Annotated in this window: 25 protein-coding genes; 10 read left to right on the top strand and 15 right to left on the bottom strand. The window is 36.6% G+C overall.

The features are described 5' to 3' along the window. The first annotated feature begins 90 nt into the window (after window positions 1–90). The 3 genes from ACNSTQ_RS04145 to ACNSTQ_RS04135 all read left to right on the top strand — a co-directional run bounded on the left by ACNSTQ_RS04145 (window position 91) and on the right by ACNSTQ_RS04135 (window position 3,394). Window positions 91–1,143 (top strand): FUSC family protein, encoded by a 1,053-nt coding sequence (locus ACNSTQ_RS04145; protein ID WP_418198590.1) that lies wholly within the window; start codon window positions 91–93, stop codon window positions 1,141–1,143. An 88-nt stretch (window positions 1,144–1,231) separates the two neighbouring features. Beyond that, window positions 1,232–2,848, top strand: coding sequence for a glycine betaine uptake BCCT transporter (locus ACNSTQ_RS04140; RefSeq protein ID WP_418198589.1), 1,617 nt, complete (start codon window positions 1,232–1,234; stop codon window positions 2,846–2,848). Between the two features lie 141 nt (window positions 2,849–2,989). After that, entirely contained in the window at window positions 2,990–3,394 is a 405-nt protein-coding gene (locus ACNSTQ_RS04135) for a hypothetical protein (RefSeq protein ID WP_418198588.1), read from the top strand. Between the two features lie 80 nt (window positions 3,395–3,474). Here the strand turns inward: ACNSTQ_RS04135 and lpdA are convergent, their stop codons facing one another. The 5 genes from lpdA to ACNSTQ_RS04110 all read right to left on the bottom strand — a co-directional run bounded on the left by lpdA (window position 3,475) and on the right by ACNSTQ_RS04110 (window position 9,818). Next, window positions 3,475–4,884 (bottom strand): dihydrolipoyl dehydrogenase, encoded by a 1,410-nt coding sequence (lpdA, locus tag ACNSTQ_RS04130; RefSeq protein ID WP_418198587.1) that lies wholly within the window; start codon window positions 4,882–4,884, stop codon window positions 3,475–3,477. Between the two features lie 4 nt (window positions 4,885–4,888). After that, complete coding sequence (locus tag ACNSTQ_RS04125; protein WP_418198586.1) at window positions 4,889–6,190, bottom strand: dihydrolipoamide acetyltransferase family protein; 1,302 nt, start codon at window positions 6,188–6,190, stop codon at window positions 4,889–4,891. Window positions 6,191–6,346: 156 nt separating this feature from the next. After that, window positions 6,347–7,324, bottom strand: a complete 978-nt coding sequence (locus tag ACNSTQ_RS04120) for an alpha-ketoacid dehydrogenase subunit beta (protein ID WP_418198585.1) — start codon at window positions 7,322–7,324, stop codon at window positions 6,347–6,349. Between the two features lie 3 nt (window positions 7,325–7,327). Then, window positions 7,328–8,371 (bottom strand): pyruvate dehydrogenase (acetyl-transferring) E1 component subunit alpha, encoded by a 1,044-nt coding sequence (gene pdhA / locus ACNSTQ_RS04115; RefSeq protein WP_418198843.1) that lies wholly within the window; start codon window positions 8,369–8,371, stop codon window positions 7,328–7,330. A gap of 790 nt (window positions 8,372–9,161) precedes the next feature. Continuing rightward, a complete protein-coding gene (locus ACNSTQ_RS04110; protein WP_418198584.1) occupies window positions 9,162–9,818 on the bottom strand; it encodes a YkyA family protein in 657 nt (218 codons plus the stop codon). Window positions 9,819–10,097: 279 nt separating this feature from the next. Between ACNSTQ_RS04110 and ACNSTQ_RS04105 the strand changes: the two genes are divergently transcribed. Together ACNSTQ_RS04105 and def are read left to right on the top strand one after the other, a co-directional pair. Next, window positions 10,098–10,265: a YjcZ family sporulation protein gene (locus tag ACNSTQ_RS04105; protein WP_418198583.1), complete on the top strand. Its 168-nt coding sequence runs from the start codon at window positions 10,098–10,100 to the stop codon at window positions 10,263–10,265. 138 nt (window positions 10,266–10,403) lie between these two features. Further along, window positions 10,404–10,949, top strand: coding sequence for a peptide deformylase (gene def, locus ACNSTQ_RS04100; protein WP_418198582.1), 546 nt, complete (start codon window positions 10,404–10,406; stop codon window positions 10,947–10,949). A gap of 56 nt (window positions 10,950–11,005) precedes the next feature. Here the strand turns inward: def and ACNSTQ_RS04095 are convergent, their stop codons facing one another. Next, window positions 11,006–11,791: a Cof-type HAD-IIB family hydrolase gene (locus ACNSTQ_RS04095; protein WP_418198581.1), complete on the bottom strand. Its 786-nt coding sequence runs from the start codon at window positions 11,789–11,791 to the stop codon at window positions 11,006–11,008. A 543-nt stretch (window positions 11,792–12,334) separates the two neighbouring features. On the opposite strand from ACNSTQ_RS04095, the gene ACNSTQ_RS04090 reads away from it, so the two are divergent. Both ACNSTQ_RS04090 and rnjA read left to right on the top strand, forming a co-directional pair. Continuing rightward, window positions 12,335–12,544 (top strand): DNA-dependent RNA polymerase subunit epsilon, encoded by a 210-nt coding sequence (locus tag ACNSTQ_RS04090; protein WP_418198580.1) that lies wholly within the window; start codon window positions 12,335–12,337, stop codon window positions 12,542–12,544. A gap of 3 nt (window positions 12,545–12,547) precedes the next feature. Next, window positions 12,548–14,215 (top strand): ribonuclease J1, encoded by a 1,668-nt coding sequence (gene rnjA / locus ACNSTQ_RS04085; protein ID WP_418198579.1) that lies wholly within the window; start codon window positions 12,548–12,550, stop codon window positions 14,213–14,215. Between the two features lie 67 nt (window positions 14,216–14,282). Here rnjA and ACNSTQ_RS04080 read toward each other — a convergent pair whose 3' ends face one another. The 4 genes from ACNSTQ_RS04080 to ACNSTQ_RS04065 all read right to left on the bottom strand — a co-directional run bounded on the left by ACNSTQ_RS04080 (window position 14,283) and on the right by ACNSTQ_RS04065 (window position 17,853). Then, on the bottom strand, window positions 14,283–14,948 hold the full coding sequence (locus ACNSTQ_RS04080) for a potassium channel family protein (protein ID WP_418198578.1): 666 nt from the start codon (window positions 14,946–14,948) through the stop codon (window positions 14,283–14,285). 179 nt (window positions 14,949–15,127) lie between these two features. Further along, on the bottom strand, window positions 15,128–16,360 hold the full coding sequence (locus ACNSTQ_RS04075; RefSeq protein ID WP_418198577.1) for a peptidoglycan-binding protein: 1,233 nt from the start codon (window positions 16,358–16,360) through the stop codon (window positions 15,128–15,130). 395 nt (window positions 16,361–16,755) lie between these two features. Further along, window positions 16,756–17,214 (bottom strand): TlpA family protein disulfide reductase, encoded by a 459-nt coding sequence (locus ACNSTQ_RS04070; protein ID WP_418198576.1) that lies wholly within the window; start codon window positions 17,212–17,214, stop codon window positions 16,756–16,758. Between the two features lie 87 nt (window positions 17,215–17,301). Continuing rightward, entirely contained in the window at window positions 17,302–17,853 is a 552-nt protein-coding gene (locus ACNSTQ_RS04065; RefSeq protein ID WP_418198575.1) for a peroxiredoxin, read from the bottom strand. Window positions 17,854–18,297: 444 nt separating this feature from the next. Here ACNSTQ_RS04065 and ACNSTQ_RS04060 point away from each other — a divergent pair, with 444 nt between their 5' ends. From ACNSTQ_RS04060 to ACNSTQ_RS04050, 3 genes are all read left to right on the top strand, one after another. After that, window positions 18,298–19,137: a mechanosensitive ion channel family protein gene (locus tag ACNSTQ_RS04060; protein WP_418198574.1), complete on the top strand. Its 840-nt coding sequence runs from the start codon at window positions 18,298–18,300 to the stop codon at window positions 19,135–19,137. A 343-nt stretch (window positions 19,138–19,480) separates the two neighbouring features. After that, entirely contained in the window at window positions 19,481–19,825 is a 345-nt protein-coding gene (locus tag ACNSTQ_RS04055) for a hypothetical protein (RefSeq protein ID WP_418198573.1), read from the top strand. 134 nt (window positions 19,826–19,959) lie between these two features. After that, window positions 19,960–20,439, top strand: a complete 480-nt coding sequence (locus ACNSTQ_RS04050; RefSeq protein WP_418198572.1) for a spore coat protein — start codon at window positions 19,960–19,962, stop codon at window positions 20,437–20,439. A gap of 251 nt (window positions 20,440–20,690) precedes the next feature. Here ACNSTQ_RS04050 and ACNSTQ_RS04045 read toward each other — a convergent pair whose 3' ends face one another. The 5 genes from ACNSTQ_RS04045 to ACNSTQ_RS04025 form a co-directional block, all read right to left on the bottom strand. Beyond that, complete coding sequence (locus ACNSTQ_RS04045; RefSeq protein WP_418198571.1) at window positions 20,691–21,539, bottom strand: manganese catalase family protein; 849 nt, start codon at window positions 21,537–21,539, stop codon at window positions 20,691–20,693. Window positions 21,540–21,638: 99 nt separating this feature from the next. Beyond that, complete coding sequence (locus tag ACNSTQ_RS04040) at window positions 21,639–21,884, bottom strand: YkuS family protein (protein WP_418198570.1); 246 nt, start codon at window positions 21,882–21,884, stop codon at window positions 21,639–21,641. A 133-nt stretch (window positions 21,885–22,017) separates the two neighbouring features. Beyond that, window positions 22,018–23,130, bottom strand: a complete 1,113-nt coding sequence (locus ACNSTQ_RS04035; protein WP_418198569.1) for a Ger(x)C family spore germination protein — start codon at window positions 23,128–23,130, stop codon at window positions 22,018–22,020. After that, window positions 23,127–24,203, bottom strand: a complete 1,077-nt coding sequence (locus tag ACNSTQ_RS04030) for a GerAB/ArcD/ProY family transporter (RefSeq protein WP_418198568.1) — start codon at window positions 24,201–24,203, stop codon at window positions 23,127–23,129. Before ACNSTQ_RS04030 ends, ACNSTQ_RS04035 begins: the two co-directional genes overlap by 4 nt. A gap of 12 nt (window positions 24,204–24,215) precedes the next feature. After that, the gene (locus tag ACNSTQ_RS04025; RefSeq protein WP_418198567.1) at window positions 24,216–25,697 is read right to left on the bottom strand and encodes a spore germination protein; all 1,482 of its coding nucleotides are present in this window, start codon (window positions 25,695–25,697) and stop codon (window positions 24,216–24,218) included. Window positions 25,698–26,040: the final 343 nt, after the last annotated feature.

Genomic DNA, 26,040 nt, shown 5'->3' with positions numbered 1-26,040 from the left:
AAATATTTTTTTAAATACACCTTTTGTTTGTATATCTAATAAATTGCAATCCAATACTATAGATGGATAGTCGGCTAAGAAGGTGGTTTAATGAAAAATACAAAATGGGTTGGTCGTAGAGTCATCAAAACGGGACTTTCAGTATTTGTTACAGCTGTTATTTGTAAGTTACTTGATTTACCTGTTGTTTTTGCTATTATTACTGCAATTGTTACAACCGAACCAACTGCTGCAGATTCACTAAAAAAGGGACTAGTTCGCCTACCAGCAGCGGCTGTAGGTGCTCTTTTTGCTGTCTTAATTGATTTTTTCCTAGGTCAATCAGCATTAACGTATTCATTAGTAGCCATGTTAACGATTATTGCATGCGCTCGCCTAAAGCTAGATACGGGTACACTCGTTGCTACTTTAACAGCAGTGGCAATGATACCTGGCACAACAGATAGTATGTTACACGATTTTATTTTTAGATTATCTGGTACTTCAATCGGGATTATTGTATCAACCTGTGTAAATTATGTGATTTTACCGCCTAAGTTTGGTCCAATCGTTGTTCAACAAATAGAAACACTTTATACGGAAGCTGCAAATAAGTTAATGTTACTTATTGATAACTCTACAGAGGAACATCCTTCTGTAACGTATAGACCACTATCACAACAAATAGAAAAGATCTATCAGTTCACTCAGTTTCAGACCGATGAATGGAAATACCGTAATTTTGAAGAAAATGAATTTCGATCTTTTCAATACTTAATTAAAAAGTTGCATTTTATCGAACAAATTAATTTAAGGATCGGAAACTTAACCTACCAACAAATAAAGAGAAGTCATTTCTCAGAGTTTGAATGGGTCCTATTAAAAAAGTCAATTACTTCTCTTGCTGAAATCTATAAAGATCCGTTACATCAAATGCAGGATAGTCATTATGAATGGATAAACAAAAATAAGGAAAACTTACAATATATTGGACCTATTAACAATGATGAACTTCAGTTTGTTCAACGCGTTTTTTATGAACTATCTATTATCCAACAACTAACAATCGAATTAGCAGATCTAACAGAAAAAGAAAGACAATATTCTCTAACTGAGCAATCTTATCCCAGCTATGTATTTCCTCCAAGAGTACAGTACGATTAGTACATGCATCATGTTATATGTATAAAGAATTAGGGTATGGTAATGTTAGTTGGAAAACTTTATAGGAAATATGAAGGAGTTTGATATCTTGAAAAAATTAACACCCGTTTTTACTATTTCATTATTTATTGCAATAGCCTTCATTCTTTGGGGCGTCATTGCTCCAAACAATTTAGATGGAACTACCGCAACAATTCAAAGTTTTATTACAGAAAAATTTGGTTGGTTTTATTTATTAGCCACAACAGGATTTCTAATTTTTGCAATTTATCTTATTTTTAGTCCTTATGGTAGGATTCGCTTAGGAAAACCTGAGGATCGTCCCGAATACAATTATTTAACTTGGTTCTCCTTTTTATTTACAGCAGGTATGGGGATTGGACTTGTCTTCTGGGGTGTTGCCGAACCCATGTATCACTTTTATTACCCACCAAATCCAAACCTAGATTCCTATCAAGCAGCAAGTCAAGCGATGCGTTATGCGTTCTTCCATTGGGGTCTACATCCTTGGGCCATTTATGCAATCGTTGCGTTAATTCTTGCTTATTTTCAATTTAGAAAAGATGCACCTGGGGTAATTAGTGCAGCTTTCAAACCTCTTCTTGGTGACCGAGTTAATGGACCAATCGGAACGACGATAAACGTCATTGTAGTTTTTGCCACTATCTTTGGGGTTGCAACATCACTCGGGTTTGGAACATTGCAAATTTCTGGTGGTGCTTCGCACATTATTCCTGGTGTAAACAATACTATATGGACACAATTAGTTATTATCTCAATTATTACCGTTCTCTACATGCTGTCTTCCCAAACTGGTTTAAATAAAGGTATACGTATCTTGAGCAAAACAAATATTTATTTAGCTATAGGCTTAATGCTATTTTTATTATTCTTAGGACCCACTACATATATCATGGGGGTATTTACTCAAACATTAGGAAGTTATCTTCAAAACGTTGCGGGCATGAGTTTTAGAATTGACCCGTATAACCCTGAAACAAATTGGGTGCAAGGTTGGACAATTTTTTATTGGGCTTGGTGGATTGCATGGGCACCATTTGTTGGGACATTTATTGCTCGGGTATCTAAAGGGCGTACAATTCGTGAATTCGTAATTGGGGTATTACTAGTTCCTACGATTTTTGGTGCTTTATGGTTTTCTGTATTTGGAGGAACTGCTATCTCTCTTGATCTTCATAGCGATATAGGCATTATGAACATTATTGAAGAACAAGGAATGGAACTTGCTCTATTTGCAGTGTTAGACCAATTCCCATTGAGCATCATCATGTCTACAATTGCAATTTTATTAATCAGTTCCTTCTTTATAACATCTGCTGACTCAGCCACATTCGTACTTGGCATGCAAACGACAAATGGAAATTTAAACCCGGCAAATTCAGTTAAGTTTGTATGGGGATTAGTCCAGTCTGCAGCCGCTGCAGTTTTATTAGTTTCCGGTGGCTTAGGTGCATTACAAACCGCTTCTATCATCGCTGCACTACCTTTTGCCGTTATAATGATCTTTATGATTATTTCGTTAATGAAATCATTACGCCAAGAAAAACCGATACTTTACCAAGATAAGTTACGTATGAAGGATGAGAAATTAAGATTGCGTGAAGAAAAGTTAAAGCTTAAAGAAGAAATTGTTGCATTAAAGAAGAAAGTAAGCGAACTTGATAAAAAAAAGAATGAAGAATAAAGAAAAAGACGGTTATATGTAACCGTCTTTTTATCATTATTTTTCTATTTCATTACATTTATGTTACTTCACGTACAACCATATAATGGCATGGTAAAATAATATCAATTAATTATCCTTTATAGGAAGTGAGGTCAAAGGATGAGACATCATTTATCTTACTTGCTCTTATCGACCTTTTTAATTACTACAGGGTGTTGGTCATCAGAAGCAACTACTAATCCACTAGCGACAGATAATACGGAATACATGACTGTGCTGTTTTCAAATGAAGAGTCAATTTTGGAAGAAGCAAGTTTCTACGATGCTTTATTAGAGATGCAAAGATTATTTCCAGAGCACCACTTCCCATTTCAAATTGTATACGCTAGTGAGCGGAACGTTATTCGTTATTATAATGTAAATACATACCCAACTTTAATGGTACTTAGCGGTGACGATGTTCGTTTAGTAATTGAAGGAAAACATTCCAAAGAGGAAATTATTAATTTACTTACTACCACTTTAAAAATCAATAACCCAGAATTATCTTATCATCAACATTAAATTGTTTATTAACCTTTACAAATACAAAGAGGCCGACATGAAGTCAGCCTCTTCTTTATATATCAGGGGAGATATTTAAATTATTTTGCAATGTGAATTGGCATACCAAGAGCAACTTCAGCAGTCTCCATCGTGATTTCACCTAATGATGGATGTGCGTGAATTGTTAATGCAATATCTTCAGCTGTCATACCAGCCTCAATTGCAACACACGCTTCTGAGATCATGTCAGATGCATTCGCTCCAGCAATTTGTACACCTAGAACTAAACCATCTTCTTTACGTGTTACCATTTTCATGAAACCATCTGTCTCATCCATTGATAATGCACGGCCATTAGCTGCAAATGGGAATTTGGATACTACTACATCATACCCTTCCTCTTTTGCTTCTTTTTCATTCAAACCGACAGTTGCAAGTTCCGGACCTGAGAATACAACAGCAGGAATAGCTAAATAATCTATTTCTGCAGGGTGTCCTGCAATAACTTCCGCTGCCACTTTAGCTTCATACGATGCTTTATGAGCAAGCATTGGTCCAGGGACAATATCACCAATAGCATAGATCCCTTCGACAGATGTTTTGCACTGTTTATCTACCTTAATGAACCCGCGTTCGTCAATTTCAACACCAATTTGTTCTAGACCAATTTCCTCCGTGTTTGGACGACGACCGACTGTTACTAATACGTAATCCGCTTCAAATGTTTTTGTCTCACCTTTTACTTCAGCTGTGACTGTAACACCATTTTCTGTCTCTTCTACACCTTGCGCTAATGCTTCTAGGTAGAATTCTACACCGTTCTTTTTCATACGTTTAGTTACAAGTTGACTCATTTGTTTTTCGAAGCCTGGTAAAATTTGCTTTCCACCTTCTAGTACAACAACTTCTGAACCAAGATTAGAATAGGCTGCACCTAGCTCTATACCAATGTAACCCCCACCGATAACAATTAACTTCTTAGGAAGTTCTGTTAAGTTAAGCGCGCCTGTTGAACTTAAAATACGCTTACTGAACTTGAAAGCAGGAATTTCAATTGGACGAGAACCTGTTGCAATAATACAATTTTTAAATTTGTAAGTTTGAGCTTGTTTATCGTCCATAATACGAACGGAATCTTTATCCGCGAAATAAGCTTCACCTTTAACAATCTCAATCTTATTTCCTTTTAAAAGCCCTTCAACGCCACCTGTTAATTTATTTACAACAGACGATTTCCACTCTTGCATTTTTGTAAAGTCTAAGTTTACTTTATCAACCGTAATCCCCATATTTTCTGATGAGTTAGCATCATGATAACGGTGACCGGCTTGAATTAAAGCTTTTGAAGGAATACAACCGACGTTTAAACAAACTCCACCGAGGTTGCCCTTTTCAACGATTGTTACTTTCTGTCCTAGTTGTGCAGCACGAATAGCTGCTACATAACCGCCAGGGCCTGAACCAATGACGAGAGTATCTACTTCTGTTGCGAAATCTCCAACTACCATTTGTTTATCCCTCCATTAATAACAATTGTGGGTCGTTTAATAAACGTTTTACGTGATTTAAAGCATTTTGTGCTGTTACTCCATCAATTAGACGGTGGTCATAACTAATTGATAAGTTCAGTACTGGAGCAGCTACAATTTCGCCATTTTTAACAACAGCTTTTTCTTCAATACGACCAATTCCTAAGATCGCAACCTCCGGATGATTTATAACAGGTGTAAACCATGCACCACGTGCCGAACCTAAGTTTGAGATTGTGCATGTTCCACCTTTCATTTCATTCGGACTTAACTTTCCATCACGAGCTTTTACAGCTAATTCACTAATCTCCGCTGCAATTGTATAGATCGATTTGCGATCAGCATCTTTAACTACCGGTACAACTAAGCCTTGCTCTGTATCAGCTGCAATTCCGATATTAAAGTAGTTTTTATAAACAATCTCTTCATTTACATCATCAATTGATGCATTTAAAGCAGGATATTTACGTAAAGCCGCCGTTAAAGCTTTAACTACATAAGGTAAGTATGTTAATTTTACGCCTTGCTCAGCAGCAGATTCTTTATACTGCTTACGGTGTGCAACTAGTGCAGTTACATCAATTTCATCCATATGCGTTACATGCGGTGCAGTATGCTTAGAATTAACCATTGCTTTTGCAATTGCTTTACGGATTCCTTTAAGTGGAACTCTTTCTTCATTAGCACCTTCAGGAATAGCAACAGGTGTTGTTTTTGGAGCTTGCGGTGCTTTTGCTGCTTCTTCAGTAGATGCTTCTACTTGCTCTTCAACAGCTGTTGTTTCTGTTTGACCACCCGCCAAATATCGATCAATATCTTCTCTTACAATTCGCCCATTCGTTCCTGTTCCTTGAACAGCACGAATGTTCACGCCATTTTCACGAGCATATTTACGTACAGATGGCATAGCAACGACACGACGGTTTTCATCCACTTCCGTTTCAGTAGCAACAGGTGCTGCCTCTTTCGCTTCTTCAGCTTTCACTTCTTTTGCAGGTGCAGGAGCTTCCTCTTCATGATCGCCGTGCGCTGATTGAGGAGCTTCACCATCATAATCGATCGTTACAAGAACATCACCTACAACAGCAACAGTTCCTTCGCTTACTTTAAGATCCAAGATTTTACCTTCAACTGGTGATGGGATTTCAACAACAGCTTTATCGTTTTGTACTTCAAGTAAAATATCATCTTCTTTTACTTCGTCACCTGGTTTAACAAACCATTTAACAACTTCACCTTCATGGATACCTTCACCGATATCAGGAAGTTTGAATTCAAATGCCACGAAAAGCGCCTCCTTTTTGTCCGTTAATTTTGACTGTTTTTCAGTCACAAGCTAATTAAAATTAGACGGTTCAATATGTGACCTAATATTTAGGATAAAAATCGTGAAAAAAGACTGAAAAAGAAACCTGTCCGACTTCTTTTTCAGTACTACTCATTAAAAGTTAACGACTTGCTTCGCTTTCTCAATAATGCCTTTATAGTCTGGTAGCCAAACATCTTCCGCTGCAGCGAACGGATACACTGTATCAGGTGCTGTTACACGTAATACCGGTGCTTCCAAATGAAGGATTGCACGCTCTGTAATCTCAGCCATAACATTTGCAGCAACTCCAGCTTGTTTTTGAGCTTCTTGTACAACAATTGCACGATTTGTTTTTTCAATCGAAGCAATAATTGTATCGATATCCAATGGACTCACAGTACGAAGGTCAATGATTTCTGCATCGATACCTTCTTTTTCAAGTTCTTCTGCAGCTTTTAGTGAAGAGTGAACCATTGCACCATATGTAATGATTGAAATATCTTTACCTTCACGTTTTACGTCTGCTTTACCAAGTGGAATAGTATACTCTTCTTCAGGCACTTCTCCACGGAATGAACGATATAATTTCATATGCTCAAGGAAAATAACTGGGTCATTATCTCGAATTGATGAAATTAATAATCCTTTTGCATCATAAGGTGTTGAAGGATAAACGACTTTAAGACCTGGAGTTTGAGCTACTAATCCCTCTAAATTATCCGCATGTAATTCTGGTGTTTTTACCCCTCCACCTAATGGTGAACGTACGGTAATTGGTGAATTGTACTTACCTCCAGAACGGTAACGCATACGAGCCATTTGAGCTGCTACTGAGTCAAATACCTCAAATACGAATCCGAAGAATTGAATTTCCATTACAGGACGGAAACCTGTTAGACCTAATCCAATTGCTAATCCACCGATACCAGATTCAGCTAATGGAGTATCGAATACGCGCTCTTCACCGAACTCGGCTTGTAATCCATCAGTAGCACGGAATACTCCACCGTTTTTTCCGACGTCTTCTCCAAATACGAGGACATTCTCATCTCTTTTAAGCTCATTACGCATTGCGTCCGTAATGGCTTGAATCATCGTCATTTGCGCCATGGATTATTTCGACTCCTTTGCTTTATATTCTTCCATTTGTTCTTGTAGGTTGTATGGAAGTTCTTCGTACATGAATTCAATTAAATCTGTCACCTTTTGTTTTGGCGCAGCATCTGCTTGTTTAATTGCTTCTTTAATATCTTCTTTTGCTTTATCTACCATTTCGTTTTCCATATCTTCAGTCCATAAATCTTTTCCTTCTAGGAATTTACGGAAACGAACTAATGGATCTTTCTTTTCCCACTCGTCATCTTGATCACTTGTACGGTAACGAGTTGGATCGTCACCAGCCATTGTATGCGGACCATAACGGTAGCACATTGTTTCAATTAGAGTCGGAACTCCTTCGTTAATCGCGCGTTCACGAGCTTGTGACGTAGCAGCATAAACTGCTAAAATGTCCATTCCATCTACTTGAATGCCTTCAATTCCAGCAGCAACTGCTTTTTGTGCAATTGTCTTTGCAGCAGATTGCTTTTCAACAGGTACCGAAATTGCAAAGCGGTTATTTTGTACAACAAAAATTGCAGGGGCTTGGAACGCACCAGCAAAGTTCATTCCTTCGTAGAAATCCCCTTGAGATGCACCGCCATCACCAGTATAAGTGATCGCTACATTCTTTTTACCTTTACGTTTAAGTCCAAGAGCGACACCTGCTGTTTGAACGATTTGTGCACCGATAATAATTTGAGGCATTAACACGTTAACACCTTCAGGGAATCTTCCACCTTCATAATGCCCTCGTGAATATAAGAAAGCTTTATATAACGGGAAGCCGTGGAATACCATTTGAGGCATATCACGATATCCAGGAAGGATCCAATCTTCCTTATCTAAGGCATATTGTGAACCTAACATTGAAGCCTCTTGTCCTGACACAGGTGCATAAAACCCTAAACGCCCTTGACGATTTAGTGAGATAGCACGCTGATCCCAAATACGTGTATAGACCATACGACGCATCATTTCTTGAAGTTGCTCATCAGAAAGTTCTGGCATAGCAGCCTCGTTAACAACCTTACCTTCTTCATTTAAGATTTGAAACATTTCAAACTGGTCTTCAATTTGTTTTACTACTGTTTTTGTACTCAAGTTCTTCACCTCTTCCTTTCTAATAAAAAGCCGTAAAGGCATATTTTGTGATCGGCATTTACTATCCCAAGCCTTGAAACTATAGTATTTTAAAAATCTAAAAAGTAACATGAATACCCACTATTAGGATACCCATTTTAGCTTGTTTCCAATACACTGTTTGCAATGCTAGTTATAAGCAAATTATCATTTGTTTTTTAGTTAAGTTTTTTAATTTCAAGTTTTAGAACATAGCCTATCCAATGATTAGTTTGTAAATATGTATAATATTAAATACCCTATGTTGTTATAGCTTAACTAAAAATTTAAGAGATCTCAAAGCTGTACTAGTTTTTTTAAAAGACTACTAATACAATTTCTCTTTCAGGCTATAGTCTACATCACAAAGTTTTCTCCCGTCAATCCTTTTGCTTAACAAATTTAAAAAGATAAATCAAAAAGTATTCACATATAACATAAATATCTGTGTTATATAATAACTAAAAACTGATTAGTACAGTTTAACCGATTTAACTTTTCGTCTAAACTTAAATTCTAAGCGTGGTTAATAGAATATTGCTGATGTCGGCTTTTTTTGCTCTTTTCTAAAAGTGGGTTGTTTTTTAGTTGAATCGTGCGGTTTTAACATTTCATACGATGAGCTCAGAACCAACGGATATAAACAATATAATTTAATGTAGCTACACTTAAAGAAAAATACCCATCAAAAAAGGAAATGCCACTGACCGGGCACTTCCTTTTTTACTTAGTCTACAAACGTAATATCTAATTCAGCGATCGTATAAAATTCTTTTTTCTTTTCATTGTAAGCCTCAGTAAGCTCATTAAATACGTCTTTAGCTTCCATTACTCTTTCATACGCTTCATTGATTTCATCAATTTTTTCTTGTAATTCATCAATGGTTAAATCTTCTTGTTGTAACATCGTATATAATTCTTCGTCTAAACTAAGCGCCATATCATATTCATCGTATAATACTTGATAGCTCTCATGTCTATTGGTCATTGTTTCTTTTAATTGAAGAGCGAAATTCTTAAGTTCTTCGTCTTTTAATTCTTCAATTTCAGGTTCAATATTCAAAAATTCTTCATAACCTGCTTCAATGCTCATTTTTTCTTTGTCCATTAACTGCTTTCTCTCTTGTACAATAGCAATAGCCTGCTGAGAAAGATCTACAATTTCTTCATATTCAGACATACCTAATTTAATAATTTGTTCATATAATTCATGTTCTTTCTTTTCAGCAACTATAAGCGGTTCTTGTTGTTGTTCAAAAACCTCCTCAAGTACAACCGCCTTCTCCATATGGGTGTACATATTTTCTGCTGGATTGTTTCCACAGGCAGCAAGGAACATCACCATTGTCATACTTAAAATTAAGCCAAAATGTTTCAGTTTCAAACTGAAAACCTCCTATCCCCATATTCCCAATTATACATTTCATTAATAAAACACTATACGAAAATACACCAGTTGACAATATTTATTTCAACGCGCTTGTACTTTTATAGGTAGTATATTGAGTTTATAAAAATATAGTACTTCAAACCACATGAAAATTTATGCTCTTTAAAATTTCCCGATGAAAATTGGGTATATGACCAAACCGATTTTATTTGCCTGCATAGGTTATTAGTGAGTCGCAAGAAAGCGATGCATTTCTTAAAGGAGGTCATTTAAATGTACGGATATGGACACGGATGCTATGATCCTTGTGGATATGGTTATGGACCACAAGTAGCAGGAGTTGCTCACACACCAGGTTACGGACGCGGAAGAGGCTTCGCTTTAATCGTTGTTCTCTTCATACTATTAATCATTGTTGGTGCGTCTAAATACGGCTGCTAATATTTTTATAAAAAAAACGGAAGTCATTTTTGACTTCCGTTTTTTCCGTTTTACCTTTTTGGTATACTATAAGTACGAAATAATATATGTTTATTAAGGATACATATGTAAAAGTTAATAAAGGGGTTGTAAGAAGAAATGATTACGATGAAAGATGTTATACGAGAAGGACACCCTGTTTTAAGGCAAATTGCAAAAGATGTACCACTTCCACCATCAAAAGAAGACAAAGAAACTTTAGAAGGTATGCTTCAATTTGTTATTAACAGTCAAGACCCTGAAATAGCAGAACGTTATAGTTTAAGACCTGGCATCGGTATTGCTGCACCGCAAATTGGAATTAGTAAACGAATGATTGCTGTTCATGTCTATGACGAAAATGACGAGCTAGTAAGTTGCGGGATGTTTAATCCGAAGATTATTAGCCACTCAGTTGAACTGAATCACTTAGAGAATGGTGAAGGATGTCTTTCTGTTGACCGGGAAGTTGCTGGGCTCGTCCCACGCTACTCTCGGATAACGGTAAAAGGAACTACACTTGATGGCCAAGAAGTTACAATGCGTTTAAAAGGTCTAGTTTCCATTGTGTTCCAACACGAAATTGATCATCTAAACGGAATTATGTTCTACGACCGTATAGAAGGTCACCAAGATAAATTTACAAAACCACTTCCGAAGATATAACATAAAGACGTGACTACATAGTGTGTCACGTCTTTTCTAATCATATGATTATTGATTTATTTCAAAAGACCCACCTTTTGAAGACCGACTAATATTCCGTCATCGTCAACATGGTTCGTCACTATATTTGCGACATCTTTTACCTCTTCATGACCATTCCCCATTGCTACACCCGTCCCTACATATGACAACATCTCTATATCATTTAGACCGTCACCAAAAGCATACGCGTTTTCCACTGGGATGTTCATTTGATTTAAAAGAATTTCAATCCCTTTAGCTTTAGAACCACCATTCGGTAATACATCAATTGAATATTGGTGCCACCTGACATAATCAAAGTGATCATGTCCACGGATGTATAACTCTTCATGATGATCTTCACAGAAAATCAACGCTTGATACACTTCTTGTGAATGGTAAAAGGCTGGATTATAGTCAGGTAAATGAAGCTTTAAGCTGCTAATACATTCGTGAATATAAGGATGTTCTTTATAATTAGAATAGTGATTATTATCGTCCAAGAAAATCATTGGATGTTCATTTGCCAAGGCGTCATTCTCTAAAACTTTAAGTTTGTTGGTTTCTAATGGGGACTTAAAAATAACATCATTGTTAAATATTACATAAGATCCGTTGAAGCTGATATATGTATCAATTTCTAATTGATCTCGCAACCCTTTATACATAAAAGGCGCTCTACCTGTGGCAATAGCAACATGAACTCCATTCTGTTTTAACTCATTAATGGCAGCTACTGTTGAATTAGGTATCATTTTGTTATGGTCATATAACGTTCCATCAATATCAAAAAAAACAATTTTCTCATCGTTTCCACTCATGATTTAGCTCCTTTTTAATTAATAGCGCTGTTAAAGAGTATTGATAATTTTAGGCTCAATGAGCCCAAAATCAAAGGATATCAACAATACTATATAACAGTTTTAATAAATGAATTTCACTTCTCTCTTTTCAGTATGAAGGATTTTAAACTAAGTTTAAAGAAAAAAAGAAATTACCCATTTATTACCTTGTAGCTTTTTAATAAATTTCCACATACTAAGACAAACAAAATGTTAGGACCGTATACTTTATCACTTCCTAAAAGGAGGCGAAGGACATGCTAAAAAAATTAAAACGAAAATTAGTAAAGCACTGTCGTGAAATACTTCCAAAAAAGAGACTAGCGCAAAGCCCACATTAATATGTTTAACTACAAAGGGGAGAGTATCAAAATGCTTCCCCTTTTTACATAATTTTTACATAAAAAATGAATATAATTGAAAAAAATTGGCAAAGAAGAATAAATGCATGAAAATCTAACCAATTTAATTTATAATATGATAATAAATAAAAGGTTCAACACTTATTAAAGGAGAGGTAATATGATTTATAAAGTATTCTATCAACCGAGACCAGAGCAAGTTCCTGTTCGAGAAAACACAAGATCTTATTATGTTGAAGCAAACAGCGAAAGAGAAGCTCGAAAAAAACTTGCCGACAAAAAAATTAGCATCGAATTTGTTCAACAAATTTCAGGTGTGTTTCTTGAGTATGAAAAACAAAATCCTAATTTCCAAATAGAACAGGGGTAAGACATGAAACAAGCTAAACCAAATCAAGCATCCGTTTTTGCATTAGGAGGCTTAGGTGAGATCGGCAAGAACACCTATGCAGTCCAATACCAAGATGAAATTATATTAATTGATGCGGGAATTAAATTTCCGGAGGATGAGCTCCTAGGAATTGATTATGTAATTCCCGACTACACGTATTTAGTTCGGAATGAAGAAAAAATTAAAGGTCTTTTTATAACGCACGGGCATGAAGATCATATCGGTGGAATACCATTTTTAATGCGAGAAATCAATATTCCTATTTATGGTGGTAAACTAGCTCTTGGTTTAATTAAAAATAAATTGGAAGAGCACGGACTACTTCGTAAAGTGAAAATGCACGAAATACATGAAGATCAACCTATTAAATTTGCAAATACATCTGTAGAATTTTTTAGGACCACTCATAGTATCCCTGATGCTTATGGAATTGTGGTAAATACACCAGCAGGCAGCATCGTTCATACAGGAGATTTCAAGTTTGATTTTACTCCTGTTGGTGAACCAGCCAATTTAACAAAAATGGCTAAAATCGGTGAAGAGGGCGTATTATGTCTTCTTTCAGACAGTACCAATAGTGAAATTCCAGATTTTACAATGTCAGAGCGTAAAGTCGGTGAGAGTATTGACAATATATTTAGAAAAGTAGAAGGTCGCGTTATTTTTGCTACTTTTGCTTCAAATATCCATCGGTTACAGCAAGTTGTCGAAGCTGCCGTTCAGTATGGTAGAAAAATCGCTGTATTCGGAAGAAGTATGGAATCTGCCTTAACAATTGGACAAGATCTTGGTTATATTCGTGCTCCTAAAGGTACGTTTATAGAGCCATCCCAATTAAATAAACTTCCTGACAACCAAGTAACAATTTTATGTACAGGAAGTCAAGGTGAACCAATGGCTGCATTATCACGAATTGCTTTTGGTACACATCGCCAAATTCAAATTATTCCTGGAGATACGGTTGTATTTTCCTCATCTCCAATTCCAGGTAACACTTTAAGTGTAAGTAAGACTATTAATCAGCTTTATCGTGTTGGAGCGAATGTCATTCACGGTTCTTTGAGCAACATTCATACTTCAGGGCATGGTGGACAAGAAGAACAGAAGCTAATGTTACGACTTATCAAGCCTCAATATTTCTTACCGATTCACGGTGAGTATCGAATGTTAAAAATGCATACGAAGCTCGCACAAGATTGTGGTGTTCCTGAAAAAAACTGCTTTATCATGGATAACGGTGAAGTTCTTTCGATGAATAAAGAAGAAGCTATGATTTCTGGTAAAGTTCCTTCTGGTTCTGTCTATGTGGACGGCAGTGGTATTGGCGATATTGGGAACATAGTTCTCCGTGATCGTCGCATCTTATCTGAAGAAGGGTTAGTAGTTGTTGTTGTAAGTTTAAATATGAAAGAATTTAAAGTTTCTGCCGGACCAGATATTATTTCTCGAGGTTTTGTGTACATGCGCGAAGCTGGAGATTTAATTCAAGAAGCACAACAAATGCTTGCTAAACATCTTGATGCGGTCATGGAGAGAAAAACGACACAATGGTCTGAAATTAAAAATGAAATAAGTGATATTCTTGGTCCCTTCCTATACGAGCGCACGAAGAGAAAGCCAATGATCTTGCCAATAATAATGGAAGTATAATACCCAAGAAAGAGTAGAGGGAAAGTAATATGACCCTCTACTCTTTCTTTTTTAGTTAGAAGGAACTTTACCCTTCGTCTAACAATTGTTTTTCAAAGCGGTCAATGTCTTTATCAGCTCCAATAACAATTAATATGTCCCCTCTACAGATTTTTTCATGAGCTTGTGGAGAAACATTGATATCTTCTTTGCGTTTAAGCGCCATAATATTAATTCCATATCTAGCACGGATATCTAAGTCTATTAGAGTTTTTCCGTGCATTTTTTCACCCGCAATTAACTCAACTATACTATATTCATCAGAAAGTTCTAAATAATCTAAAACATTTTTAGAGACAATATGATGTGCAATTCGAATCCCGCTATCTCGCTCTGGATGAACAATTTCATGTGCTCCAATTCTTTCAAGCACTTTTTCATGATAATCATTTTGTGCTTTAACCGTAATATGCTTAACGCCTAATTCATTTAACATTAATGTTGTCAAAATACTTGATTGGATGTCATCACCGATCGCAACGATTACATGGTCAAAATTCCGTATACCTAAATTTTTCAAGGCCGTTTCATCAGTGGAATTAGCTACAACTGCATGAGTGACAATGTCTTTATATTCGTCTACTTTTTCTGGAGAATGATCAATTGCCATAACTTCCATTCCAAGTTTACTTAGCTCTTTACAAATGCTGCCCCCAAATCTCCCTAAACCAATTACAGCAAATTGTTTTTTCATGAAGTCCCTCCTCCAACCAAGCCTAATTACTATATTTTTTAATTTTATCATAGAAATAACTAAGGTTGTCTCTAAAAACAAAGGGTGCCAGGCATCTCAATCTTAATATATAGAACCATTTTAGTAGTCCTTTATATTAGTTAGAGGAAGACTGGCACTTAGCGCTATCTATTAATTAGTTATGAAAATAAACGTGACCAAGTTTGCGGCCCGATAATCCCATCGACTGTTATACCTTCCCTTCGTTGAAAGGCTCGAACCGCCTGTTCAGTAATTGGACCATATAAACCATCTACGGTAACATTTAAAGCTCGTTGAACCCTTCTAACATCGGCTCCTCTCATAAATGGTGTTTGAAGAGAGATTAAACGAGAATAACTAGGCTGTTCATTCGGGCTGACACGATCCAACGCTCGCCATGTTTGCGGTCCAACAATTCCATCTACAGTAATATTTTCTCTTTGTTGAAAGTCTCTAACTCTTTGTGCTGTTTCAGGACCATACAATCCATCAACCATTGCTCCCACTTTTTGCTGAACTTCACGTACATCTTCCCCACGCATCATAGGAGTAATCTGGCGTAACATCCTTCTTGATTCACTTGTAAATATTTCTTCTCTCTCATCAGGTTCATCTGTCGGGGAGCCATGTTCAACGATTTCCATTGTCTCATCAAAGTCTCTTAAGGCTGCACGTGTTTGAGGACCAACGATTCCATCTACAGCTATACCTGCTGCTCGTTGAAAACGAACAACTGCATCAAACGTCTGCGGCCCAAAAATTCCATCAATTGGTCCTGGCATGAAATTTAATTCATTAAGACGTTCTTGAAGTGCCATGATATCATCACCTTGATCACCTCTGGACAAAATACTACGCTGTCTAGCTCCAGCTATATACGTAGGAGAAGGAATAGCTGAACGGTCAGTTTGACCAGTCCTCTCGGCTAATTGAGATCGGAATTGCGTCATACTAATCGAAGGACATGGTTTCCAAGAATACCCTGGAAATTCAATGTGGCCCCACACATTATCAACAGGTATATTGAGCTCATTCATTAAAAACTGCGTCAGTTCTAAAGCTGCTTCACGTTGTTGAGATGTAGGAGTCTGCGTACGAAAATCCCCTACCATACAAACACCAACAGTCATTCCATTACTGTTACCTACATGGTAACTAACAACTTCTAGATCATGGCACCAGCTAATCGATCCATCACGATCTACTACGTAATGATACCCAATTCCTGGCCATCCTAAATTGTTCACATGGTACCTCGCAAAAGCTTCTGCACTACCTGAAGTTGTGGCACTATGATGAATAGCAATATTTCTAATAGCACCTCTTGATCGACGGCGGTATCTTCTGCTCCCGTGTCTCGCTAATGAATTACGCTTGTCTATAATATTCATCAAATCACCTCATTACTTATATATGGTAATAAGTGAAAAATGGTGATATGCCTATAGTCATTTTCTAATGTCTAGACTGTTGTTACGTGGAAACTGATGACGAATTCGTGTATTCCAACATCAAATACGAAAAAAGCAGTCGAATCGCTATACATTCGACTGCTCATAATTAGATTGATTTACTTAATAGCTATGTTAAATAATCCTGTTGATACCCGTTGATTTTGGGTTCATCGTGTGAAATGTTAATTCACACGCCTTTTAGGAACTGAAAGGTTAGAAAGATAACCTGGAATGAACGAGAAAATGCATTTCCTCCAAGAATTTCAGGTTATTTTTCAGAAATGAGCCCAAAATCAACAATACTCTTTAACAGAGCTACTTAATAAGTACGACTACTCTTCTTTAATCCCTAACACTCGATTAACACGTTTGGTTAGCATCTTCATGCCACTTCCACCTGCTTGAAAATGCCGAAGTTGACTTTCTTCATCAAACACATAGTACGCCGGGACATACTGATTTTCAAACGCATCGGTAATTTTATGTGCGTTATCAACGGCAATTAGTTGTGTAATACCATGCTCCTCTGCTACTTGTTTAATCTGTTCAATATCTGTATCTTTTTCTGAACGTGGCATGTGAATAGCAACTACATTTAACTTATCCGCATATTTATCACGGAATTCATTAATATTAGGCATCGCTTCTTTACACAGCCCGCATGATACCGACCAAAAGTGAAATAGTGTTGGTTTATTTCCTAGCAATTCTTCTTTCTTAATCTCGTTACCGTTTAACCATTCAGTTGCACCGCTTAGCTCAGGCATTGGTGAGCGTAACTTTAGCGCCATTCCTTTTCCTCCTCGGTATATTGATATAGTTGAAAAAGGCCTAACATAAATGCTAGACCTCTTATTCTTTTTTCATATGTACTTAATTTAAGCGTTTAATGTTCCTTGTCCAGGTTTCCAGTTTGCTGGGCAAAGTCCACCAGTTTGTAGTGCTTGAAGCACACGTAACGTTTCATCAACATCACGACCAATGTTATTGTGGTTAACCACAGAGTACATTAGCTCACCTTCTGGACTGATAATAAATAGTCCCCGAAGTGCTACACCTGCATCTTCAATTAAAACACCATACTCACGGGAAACTTGGTGGTTTGTATCGGCAGCTAACGAATACTTCAATTCACCTAATCCATTGTCATCACGAGATGTGTTAATCCATGCCTTGTGCGTGTGAATTGTATCAGTAGAAACACCAATTACTTCTGCATCTAAATCTTCAAACTCATCATAACGATCGCTTAGGGCAGTAATTTCTGTAGGGCAAACGAATGTGAAGTCCATAGGATAGAAGAATAGAACCGTCCACTTATCGTTTTTCATATTATCTTCAAGACTCACTTTTCCAAATTCTTTGTTCGGTAAAACAGCATCCATTTCAAAACGGGGAGCTTGTTTGGCTACCATACGCTTATCTGACATATGTACATACCTCCTGAATGGTTTACATAGAGAATACAAAAGAAGTGAAGACATATTCCTTCCTCTTGTCACACTATTGCTATTATACCCACAGTTTAATTAACTAAACTTTAATTTTTCATGAACAATTATTAATGTTTTTCTGAAAGGCAGTTTTCGTAACTTCGTGGCTATTGGACCGTTTTTTGCTTGGTTACAGTCTAATAACTTGCAACATCTTTGAAAAAAATAACCTTCTAAATAATGAGATATATACATCATAAAAGAACTTCCATTTTTCTCGCTCAAATTCTTTTCTTTTTTTTCTATGCTAATCGTTTTACATTCAAGTTTTCTGGGAATAGAATAAGGGAAGGTTTCTCTTTTACATAGGTAGTTTCCTCATATATTGATGAAGAGTTACTTGGAATGAACCGATATAAGAATTAATATAGGAGTGGTTTTGTGAGTCAGTGGTTTGAAAATATTGATTGGACGTCATTTTTAGAAGGTGCCATTGTTATATTTGGTGAAGCACTAGTTGCTATCCTAGCGTTTATTATCGCTAAATCTATTGGAAATAGAATAATTAAGACTGGCTTTACTAAGATGCAAGAGCAGAGAGATATGTCGTTAGGTCGAGTTAAAACATTAGAAAAGTTAGCGTTAAATGCTTTTTCATATGTACTTATTTTTGTTTTTATTACGATCATAATTAGTATATTCGGTCTTGATGCGACTGGGTTAATTGCAGGTGCTGGTATTATTGGTCTAGCAATTGGTTTTGGTGCTCAAGGCTTGGTTAGTGATGTCGTAACTGGGTTTTTCCTTTTATTAGAAAGGCAAGTTGATGTTGGAGATTACGTAACAGCTTCAGGACTTGATGGGATCGTGGAGGAAGTTGGATTGCGCACAACCTTAATTAGAGGTTTTGACGGGACTCTGCACTATATTCCAAACCGAAATATCTCAAGTATTAGCAATCACTCTAGAGGAAATATGCGTGCATTAGTAGATATGAGTATCTCCTACGATGATAATATTGATGAAGCTGTAACAGTGATGCAAGCAGTATGCGATCGGATTGCAACTGAGGATGAAAGAATTGTAGAAGGACCTAACGTAGTTGGTGTCCAAAGTTTAGGAGATTCTGATATTGTTCTTCGTATTGTAGCAAAGACCGTTAATATGGAGCAATGGGCGGTTGAACGTACTTTACGTAAAGAGTTAAAAGAAGCTTTAGATGCAAATGGTATTGAAATTCCTTTCCCGCATCAAGTTTATATTGAAAAGAAGAATGCTTAGGTGAAATTTTTATAAGCGGTCTTAAGTTTTTTACCGTATCTTAGCAGTTGTCTTGTTTAGTAGTCACGGTCTAAAAACAAAAAGATACGAAACCATTTAAATAACAAATCATACGTAGTAGTGGCTGACAACACTTTGTCAGCCACTTTTTATATTTATTTAGCGCTGTTAAAGAGTTTGTAGATTTTAGGTTATTTTCACACGTTGAGTCCAAATCAATGGATTGCAACTTATCATTAAACACTGCTATTTATTTAAATAGATTATTGGATTGCCTACACCATTTCGTCATATGACCCATATGTTATTAATATCTTGTACTGCAAAGAAAGGAAGATTTAAAATGAGTAATAACTTCGATCCAAATAACCAAAAAAAATTAATGGAATTGGTTGTAGGGCAAGTGTTAAAAAAGCATAAGGTTTCCCCTAAAGATATAGACCTTTCGAAAAAAGAAAAAAAGAAGATTAAAGAAATTGTTGGCGATATAGAAAATGAAGTACAACGCTTTCTTGAAAACCAAAATAAACAATTGACGGAACGTGACTTTTCAACTGATAGCAATTCAACAGATCAAACACCAGAAGTAAATCAAGCACCCCAACCAACTACACCTAAACGTCAAACTTTCCATTCAGCAAACGATGTTACATCCGTAAAAACTTTTTTAAATCAATATCGAAAGTAGTAAGCTTAGCAGCTCCACATTTGTTGGAGCTGTTTTTTTACATTTGGACTATTTAATCAAGATATCTGTCCAAACAAGGTTAACTTGTAGTACATAAGTTGAAGTAGAACCACGAAAAGGAGGAATAGTCAATTATGAGTAACCAAGAGGTTTTCTATTCAACTGATAAGAAAAAGTCAGATTGGTCAGCATTAGATCCTAAAAAGAAACATCCATTATGCCCGCCGAAAAAAGCAGCAGATGATGATGTTACTCAAGGCGCTGAACAGACCAATAAAATGTTACAGTTATCTGAAGAGTATATTTTCATTAAAGATTCTTGTGATGTTTCTGTAAATACAACAGATACGAAAGCTGCACTATCCCTACAAGCTTCACTCCAGGCAGCCATTGCGATTGTAATTAGTATTTCAATTGCAGATAGCTCAAAAGCGGAAATGATCACGCAAGAATTACTTCAATCTTCTAAAATCAAGCAAGTAACGTACCAAAAAACGATTGTTGAAAACTCACGTAACGTAAAAGTTACAACAACTGACACTCAAATTGCAGCAAACATTCAAGTGTTACTTCAATTATTACTTGCTTTACTAGTTCAAATCGACGTTCTTTAACAATAAAAGCGCAAGCGCCCATTCAGCGACGTACGGACTGGAGCCCGCCTTATCAGATAAAGGATACACGGTGAGAGCTAGTGACCGATGTTGACATATCGTAAGGTCGTAAGGGACAGTCAGCTAGTTGCTGAGCGCGGGAGCTAGACATCTGCGAATTGTATACTTTCCCTGTCAAAAAAGACTCTCCTCTGGTACCAGGCACCTTTAGCAATTTAAAGAGATGCCGTGGTAAAGGGAGAGTCTTCTGCTTACGCAAGATGCTGTGGTATATGATGATGATCCGGGAGCATCGTGTTATGCATATACGGTGGTGCTGGTTTAAGTTTTGGCTTTCTACCAAAAGGAAAGGGTTGAGCAATATATTGAAATTGACCTAAGCTATCCATACTTGGTCCACTTGCCCATCGTCCTCTTCTACTTTCTTCTCCACGAGATAAGTTAAAATAAGCATATGAAACCTCTTGTTTCTCCAAGTGGCGAGGAAATGTACTAGGAACAACAATGTTTTCTTGTGCTTCTAACTCCGCAATAGCCGCTATCCACATATTTTGATGCATTGTATCGCGAGCAATTAACCAGGATAGCATATCCTTAACTCCACGGTCATTCGTCATTTCATAAAGCCTAACTGCTTGAAGTCTGCCCTGAGACTCATACGTTAGGTTCATACGAAAATCAGCTAATAAGTTCCCGCTCGCATTAATATAGCTTGCTGTCCAAGGGTTGCCCACACTGTCAGCAGGCATTGCACCCAAACCAGAAACAATCGCATGCTGAGGGTTCATGCCACCTAAGATTGCGCCAATGACAGGATCCTTTGCGGCGTCCTCTAAATCCCCCACTGGTGCTCCATCAAGCAATCTCGCAATCATCGTTGCTAACATTTCAATATGTGCCAACTCTTCTGTTCCTGTGTCCATAAGTAGATCTCGATACTTTTCGTCTCCTCTAAATGACCATCCTTGAAATAAATATTGTAACGCAACTGATATTTCACCAAATTGTCCGCCTAAAACTTCTTGCAGTTTTTTTGCATAGACTGGATCCGGACATTCTGGTTTTGCAGGATGTTGTAACTCCTTTACGTGATAGAACAAGTTAATCACCTCCATTACTATTACATTCGTTGATCAGAATGTCCTATTCCATAAAAAAAAGCGAGGAACACTGTAAAAGTGTACCTCACCTTTTTATCATTATTGATTTAACTTTTGCTCCACTTGTTGACAAACTTCTTCTGCCGTCATTCCTTGTGCTGAAATAACAGAACCGGCTGTAACTACATTTTGAATCCCCATCATATCTTGGTCTTGTCCAGTAATTACGCAGCAATCACATCCATTTGCATCTTGCTCTTGCTTTAATTGAACGACATCATAGCCTTTTGATTGAAGTTCTTGCTGTACAGCAGTTAACGATTGTTCCACACCAATTCTTGGCATGACAAACACCTCCAAAAAACATTTCAATTATTTGTTTCAATGTTAGGATGTACAGAAAAAGGATTCTTATTCTAATTTTTGTTTTTTTATCCTGTTCAACTGGCAGCTAAGTCCCCCACTGAGAAATTTCACTTTATCTAAAGTATCCAAAGTCTCTTATCTTTGCTTCTACGTTACAACTAACATGTATGGTTGGGAATACTTCTCTCCAATCCATTTGTTTCCAGTCACTATAACTCATACTATTCCTAACATATCTCCCTATTCCAATACTATCTGCATTTATTTGTTGCATAGTCTTTATAATATCTTCGGCTTCGGCTTTTATATAATTCTCAATCTCTCGTTCTAACCGATGTTGCCCTTCTTCGCTTGCAACATCTAACTTGCCGTTATACTCCAGTAATTGACCACGTACCGATATGTTAAGTACAATCTCAATATCGTTCGGCCCATGATGTATCACGTTAATCTTTTTTCGATTTACGACCGAAGAATATAATACTTGTACAGGTCGTTCGACACCTTCCTCTTTAAACGACATTTGCAAGGCACCGCCAGTGAATTTTCCACTTAAGAAAAAGAAAACGCGCGCTTGTTTAGGCGCAATTTTTCCTACATAACGATCGTCTTGAAAAAGAGCTATTCCATCAACGATAATATCATCTATGCCTTCTTTTAGAATAGGAGCAACAGGATCAATTCCTTTATCCATCCAGTCCCTCGTAAATTGATAAATCCTAACTTCAGGTATCATATTTAAATTTGCTTCTTTTTCGAGAAGTTGATCCACATACCTGCTTGTCCTCGGATGTTGCTTATATTCTTTGATTAATAAATCATGAGCTTTGCCGTTTACAACGGCAACTTTTACTCTTGGGCCAAAAATGGGATCTCTATTCATCGTTTCAATATTCTCACCAATTCCATGTTCAGCTAATTCAAGCCCAAAGAATATTGTCCTTAATTGTCCACTCACAATCTGACGGTTCGTTTTACGAGAAATAGCGAGCATCGCCTCTTTATCACTATTCGCTAATGTTGTTAAAACTTCTCGCTTCGCAGCCATTTCTGGATCTACTTGAGGAATCGACACTGTTACAAGTAATCGATTGTCAGCTTCATGTTGTTTTGGATCAGAGATATCCAGTGACATCCCCTGAATGAAACCTACTTCTTCGATAATTCTCTGATCGGTACAACCAACTAATAGAAACACTAAGATAAATAAATAGACTATCTTCATAGTTGCACCTTCCTTCTTGCAATTGGTATGAGCAATAGGACAAGAAGCGGTAAACCAAACGCAACACCGATTTCAATCACTGCTATATATGTTAACCACGTCTCCAACTCTGTATAGGTAGTGAAAACATAAGTAATTACATATGCAAAAGCAACTATCATGATAATACTTTTCTTCTCTTCGACGTTCATGACCATATAACCAAACGCCTCTTTTGCTCCCCATAAGAAGAACACGCCCGTTACAATGATCTTAATAATAAAAACAGGAACAATTAAATTGTCGACTCTTTCAAGAAATGGTGCCTCAATATAGGCAAATAGCTCCAGAGTAGGAAATTGAATATTGACCAACTGTTGAAAGCTGTAAAACCCAAAGCAAATTAATGAAGTGTATCCGTATACGAAGGTTGTAAGTAAGTTCCCAAGAATCATCGAACGGACTAATTTTGTACTCTTTTTTACATAGGGTGTTAATAAAAACATAATTTCAAAACCAAGAAAAGAAGTATAAACTGATGCAATTTGAAACAAGGACAGATCCCCGTCTTTAAACAAAAAAGAAGTTAATCGTACGAAATCAAATTCCCCTAAAAAAATCAACCCTAATAACAAAGTCCAAATCGAAAAATAAAAAAAGATGGTCGTTGCTTTTACCATGTTCGTTATTCCCAAGTTTAAATAAACAAAAACAATAATAAACATACTCGTTATAAACCAAAAAACATGAGTTGTTGGAAAAAAGATAATCTGAATGATAATCGCAAACTGCTTTAACACAAGAGCAGCGATTGCACACCACAAGACAATGATGATGATGAACAGCAGATAGTAAATCCACTTTGGCAATGCAATTGAAATCACTTCAAACAAAGAACGTTCGCCAATTTTCTTATATACAAATGAAAAAAACCAAATATTCAATATAACAATGGCTGAAAGAGGAAAAATCGCAATCCAGCCATTGGTTCCAAACACCTCACCTAGAATACGAGGAAGAGCGAATATGACGACGCCAGACTGAATCATATACGTTAATACAATTAAGTGAAATTGATACCGTCGTCCTTCCATACGCTTTCCACACTACTTTCTCATTTTCGTTTTAATTTTGTTCGCCGGTACAGCTTCTGACGTCCTTTCTTTATCCGCCCAGAACGGCGCTCTTAGTATTGCCGTTTTTAAGTCGGCAACTTCCAATGGTGCTACGGGTGTTAGGTAAGACATTTGCAAGCTTGTTACTTTTACTAAATGGAGGAGGATGAAAATAATACCAATTAATAGTCCAAAATTACCCAACGCTCCCGCTAGTATAATGAGTCCAAAACGAGCAATTCGAATCGAAGCACTTAACATATAGCTAGGTAGAACAAACGAAGCAATGGCGGAAATAGCAACCGCAATAATTAATGTATTGCTGACTAAACCCGCTTGTACGGCAGCTTGTCCTATAACGATTCCACCAACAATACCGATTGTTTGCCCAATTTTAGTCGGTAACCGTGCTCCTGCTTCACGTAAAAGCTCAATCGTAACTTCCATAATCAATGCCTCTAGAAGCGGCGGAAACGGTACCCGATGACGCGACTCCGCTAATGATAATAACAATGTTTCCGGAATCATTTCATAGTGGTACGTTGTAACGGCAACATAAAAAGCCGTAAACGTAATTGTGATAACGATAGACAAATATCGTAATAATTTAGTCGCTGTCCCTATGGGCCAACGTTGATTTTTATCATCTGGTGAATCAAAGAATTCAAAAAAGTTGGTCGGTGCAATAAATGCTGTTGGACTATTATCAACCAGACCGACTACTTTCCCATTGACAAGTTGATTGACAACAACATCAGGACGTTCTGTCGTAATATATTGCGGAAAGATTGAATTTGGGTGCTCGTCTATTAATTGAACAAACATATCCGTATCATATACCGCATCAATTTCTACTGATGCTATTCGTTCTTTTAATGTTTTCACGAATACTTCGTTTGCAATGTCTTCGATATACAATAGTAAAATATCCGTTTTTGTCACTTCTCCAGCACGTAGTTTTATTACTTTTAACCTCGAGCTCTTAATTCTTTTACGAATGAGAGATAAATTGGCCTCCAACCCTTCAATAAAAGCATCGTGAGAACCTGTAATAGTACTTTCTATCTCCGTTTGTTCAATTGCCCGATTTTTCGGTTCATAAGCATCTAATAAAAACACTTGCTGATTATAAAAAATGACTATATTACCATCTAAAATTCCTTCAACCACTCTTTCAACGTTCTTCCCCACTTCAAATTGTTGACTTGTAAATAGCTCAGACGGTTCTAAATTATGATTTAGAGGATTTAAAATTTCTCTTTCAAATATGTCCTTACTAATTAGTGATTTGAAATATAAAAAGTTAATCTGTAATGAGGCCATTGAATAGTGGTTAATATCTGAGCAATTTTTAAATTCCTTTTGAATTTCCTGCAACTTAATTGGGTTATTCGTTAAGTCCCTAGGCTCTTCTATCTTTTGCTCATGTTGTTCTTGTAAAATTTTATTTTTCAATCCTAGAAGTTTTTTCAATCAACAAACACCTCTTTACAGTAGGTGTTCATATTTTTTTCATTTATTAGAAGTTTATTCTTAATTTATAATCAAATTGCTCGGTTATTTTCAAACCTTCACGCTATAGCGTGAAGCTTTTTCATAAATCAACCAATAAAAAAGACCCTCACATTAAGTAAAATGTACCCTATAGAGTAGACACTTTAAAAAAGTCTCTCTGTAGGGTATTTTTATATTTAAAGATAAAACAGGATTGGGGAAGCGCAAAATGAGTAAAAAGATATTTACAGAAAAAGAGAGATCTTTGTTGTCAAAGAATCCGTATGTAAAATCTATTAGTTCCAAAGGGATAACATACACA

Origin of the sequence: Alkalihalobacterium sp. APHAB7 (genome assembly GCF_048323755.1) — a bacterium.
In the GTDB taxonomy this organism is placed as follows: Bacteria; Bacillota; Bacilli; order Bacillales; family Bacillaceae_F; genus Alkalihalobacterium.
Note: the sequence above shows the minus strand (reverse complement) of the source record. Positions and strands in the feature narration are given on the sequence as shown.

Bases quoted from the DNA above. Each gene is read 5' to 3' on its own strand.
- ACNSTQ_RS04145 (WP_418198590.1), top strand. From the start codon at position 91: ATGAAAAATACAAAATGGGTTGGTCGTAGAGTCATCAAAACGGGACTT.
- ACNSTQ_RS04135 (WP_418198588.1), top strand. From the start codon at position 2,990: ATGAGACATCATTTATCTTACTTGCTCTTATCGACCTTTTTAATTACT.
- lpdA (WP_418198587.1), bottom strand. From the start codon at position 4,884: ATGGTAGTTGGAGATTTCGCAACAGAAGTAGATACTCTCGTCATTGGT.
- ACNSTQ_RS04120 (WP_418198585.1), bottom strand. From the start codon at position 7,324: ATGGCGCAAATGACGATGATTCAAGCCATTACGGACGCAATGCGTAAT.
- pdhA (WP_418198843.1), bottom strand. From the start codon at position 8,371: ATGTTTCAAATCTTAAATGAAGAAGGTAAGGTTGTTAACGAGGCTGCT.
- ACNSTQ_RS04105 (WP_418198583.1), top strand. From the start codon at position 10,098: ATGTACGGATATGGACACGGATGCTATGATCCTTGTGGATATGGTTAT.
- def (WP_418198582.1), top strand. From the start codon at position 10,404: ATGATTACGATGAAAGATGTTATACGAGAAGGACACCCTGTTTTAAGG.
- ACNSTQ_RS04095 (WP_418198581.1), bottom strand. From the start codon at position 11,791: ATGAGTGGAAACGATGAGAAAATTGTTTTTTTTGATATTGATGGAACG.
- ACNSTQ_RS04090 (WP_418198580.1), top strand. From the start codon at position 12,335: ATGATTTATAAAGTATTCTATCAACCGAGACCAGAGCAAGTTCCTGTT.
- rnjA (WP_418198579.1), top strand. From the start codon at position 12,548: ATGAAACAAGCTAAACCAAATCAAGCATCCGTTTTTGCATTAGGAGGC.
- ACNSTQ_RS04080 (WP_418198578.1), bottom strand. From the start codon at position 14,948: ATGAAAAAACAATTTGCTGTAATTGGTTTAGGGAGATTTGGGGGCAGC.
- ACNSTQ_RS04075 (WP_418198577.1), bottom strand. From the start codon at position 16,360: ATGAATATTATAGACAAGCGTAATTCATTAGCGAGACACGGGAGCAGA.
- ACNSTQ_RS04070 (WP_418198576.1), bottom strand. From the start codon at position 17,214: ATGGCGCTAAAGTTACGCTCACCAATGCCTGAGCTAAGCGGTGCAACT.
- ACNSTQ_RS04065 (WP_418198575.1), bottom strand. From the start codon at position 17,853: ATGTCAGATAAGCGTATGGTAGCCAAACAAGCTCCCCGTTTTGAAATG.
- ACNSTQ_RS04055 (WP_418198573.1), top strand. From the start codon at position 19,481: ATGAGTAATAACTTCGATCCAAATAACCAAAAAAAATTAATGGAATTG.
- ACNSTQ_RS04050 (WP_418198572.1), top strand. From the start codon at position 19,960: ATGAGTAACCAAGAGGTTTTCTATTCAACTGATAAGAAAAAGTCAGAT.
- ACNSTQ_RS04040 (WP_418198570.1), bottom strand. From the start codon at position 21,884: ATGCCAAGAATTGGTGTGGAACAATCGTTAACTGCTGTACAGCAAGAA.
- ACNSTQ_RS04035 (WP_418198569.1), bottom strand. From the start codon at position 23,130: ATGAAGATAGTCTATTTATTTATCTTAGTGTTTCTATTAGTTGGTTGT.
- ACNSTQ_RS04030 (WP_418198568.1), bottom strand. From the start codon at position 24,203: ATGGAAGGACGACGGTATCAATTTCACTTAATTGTATTAACGTATATG.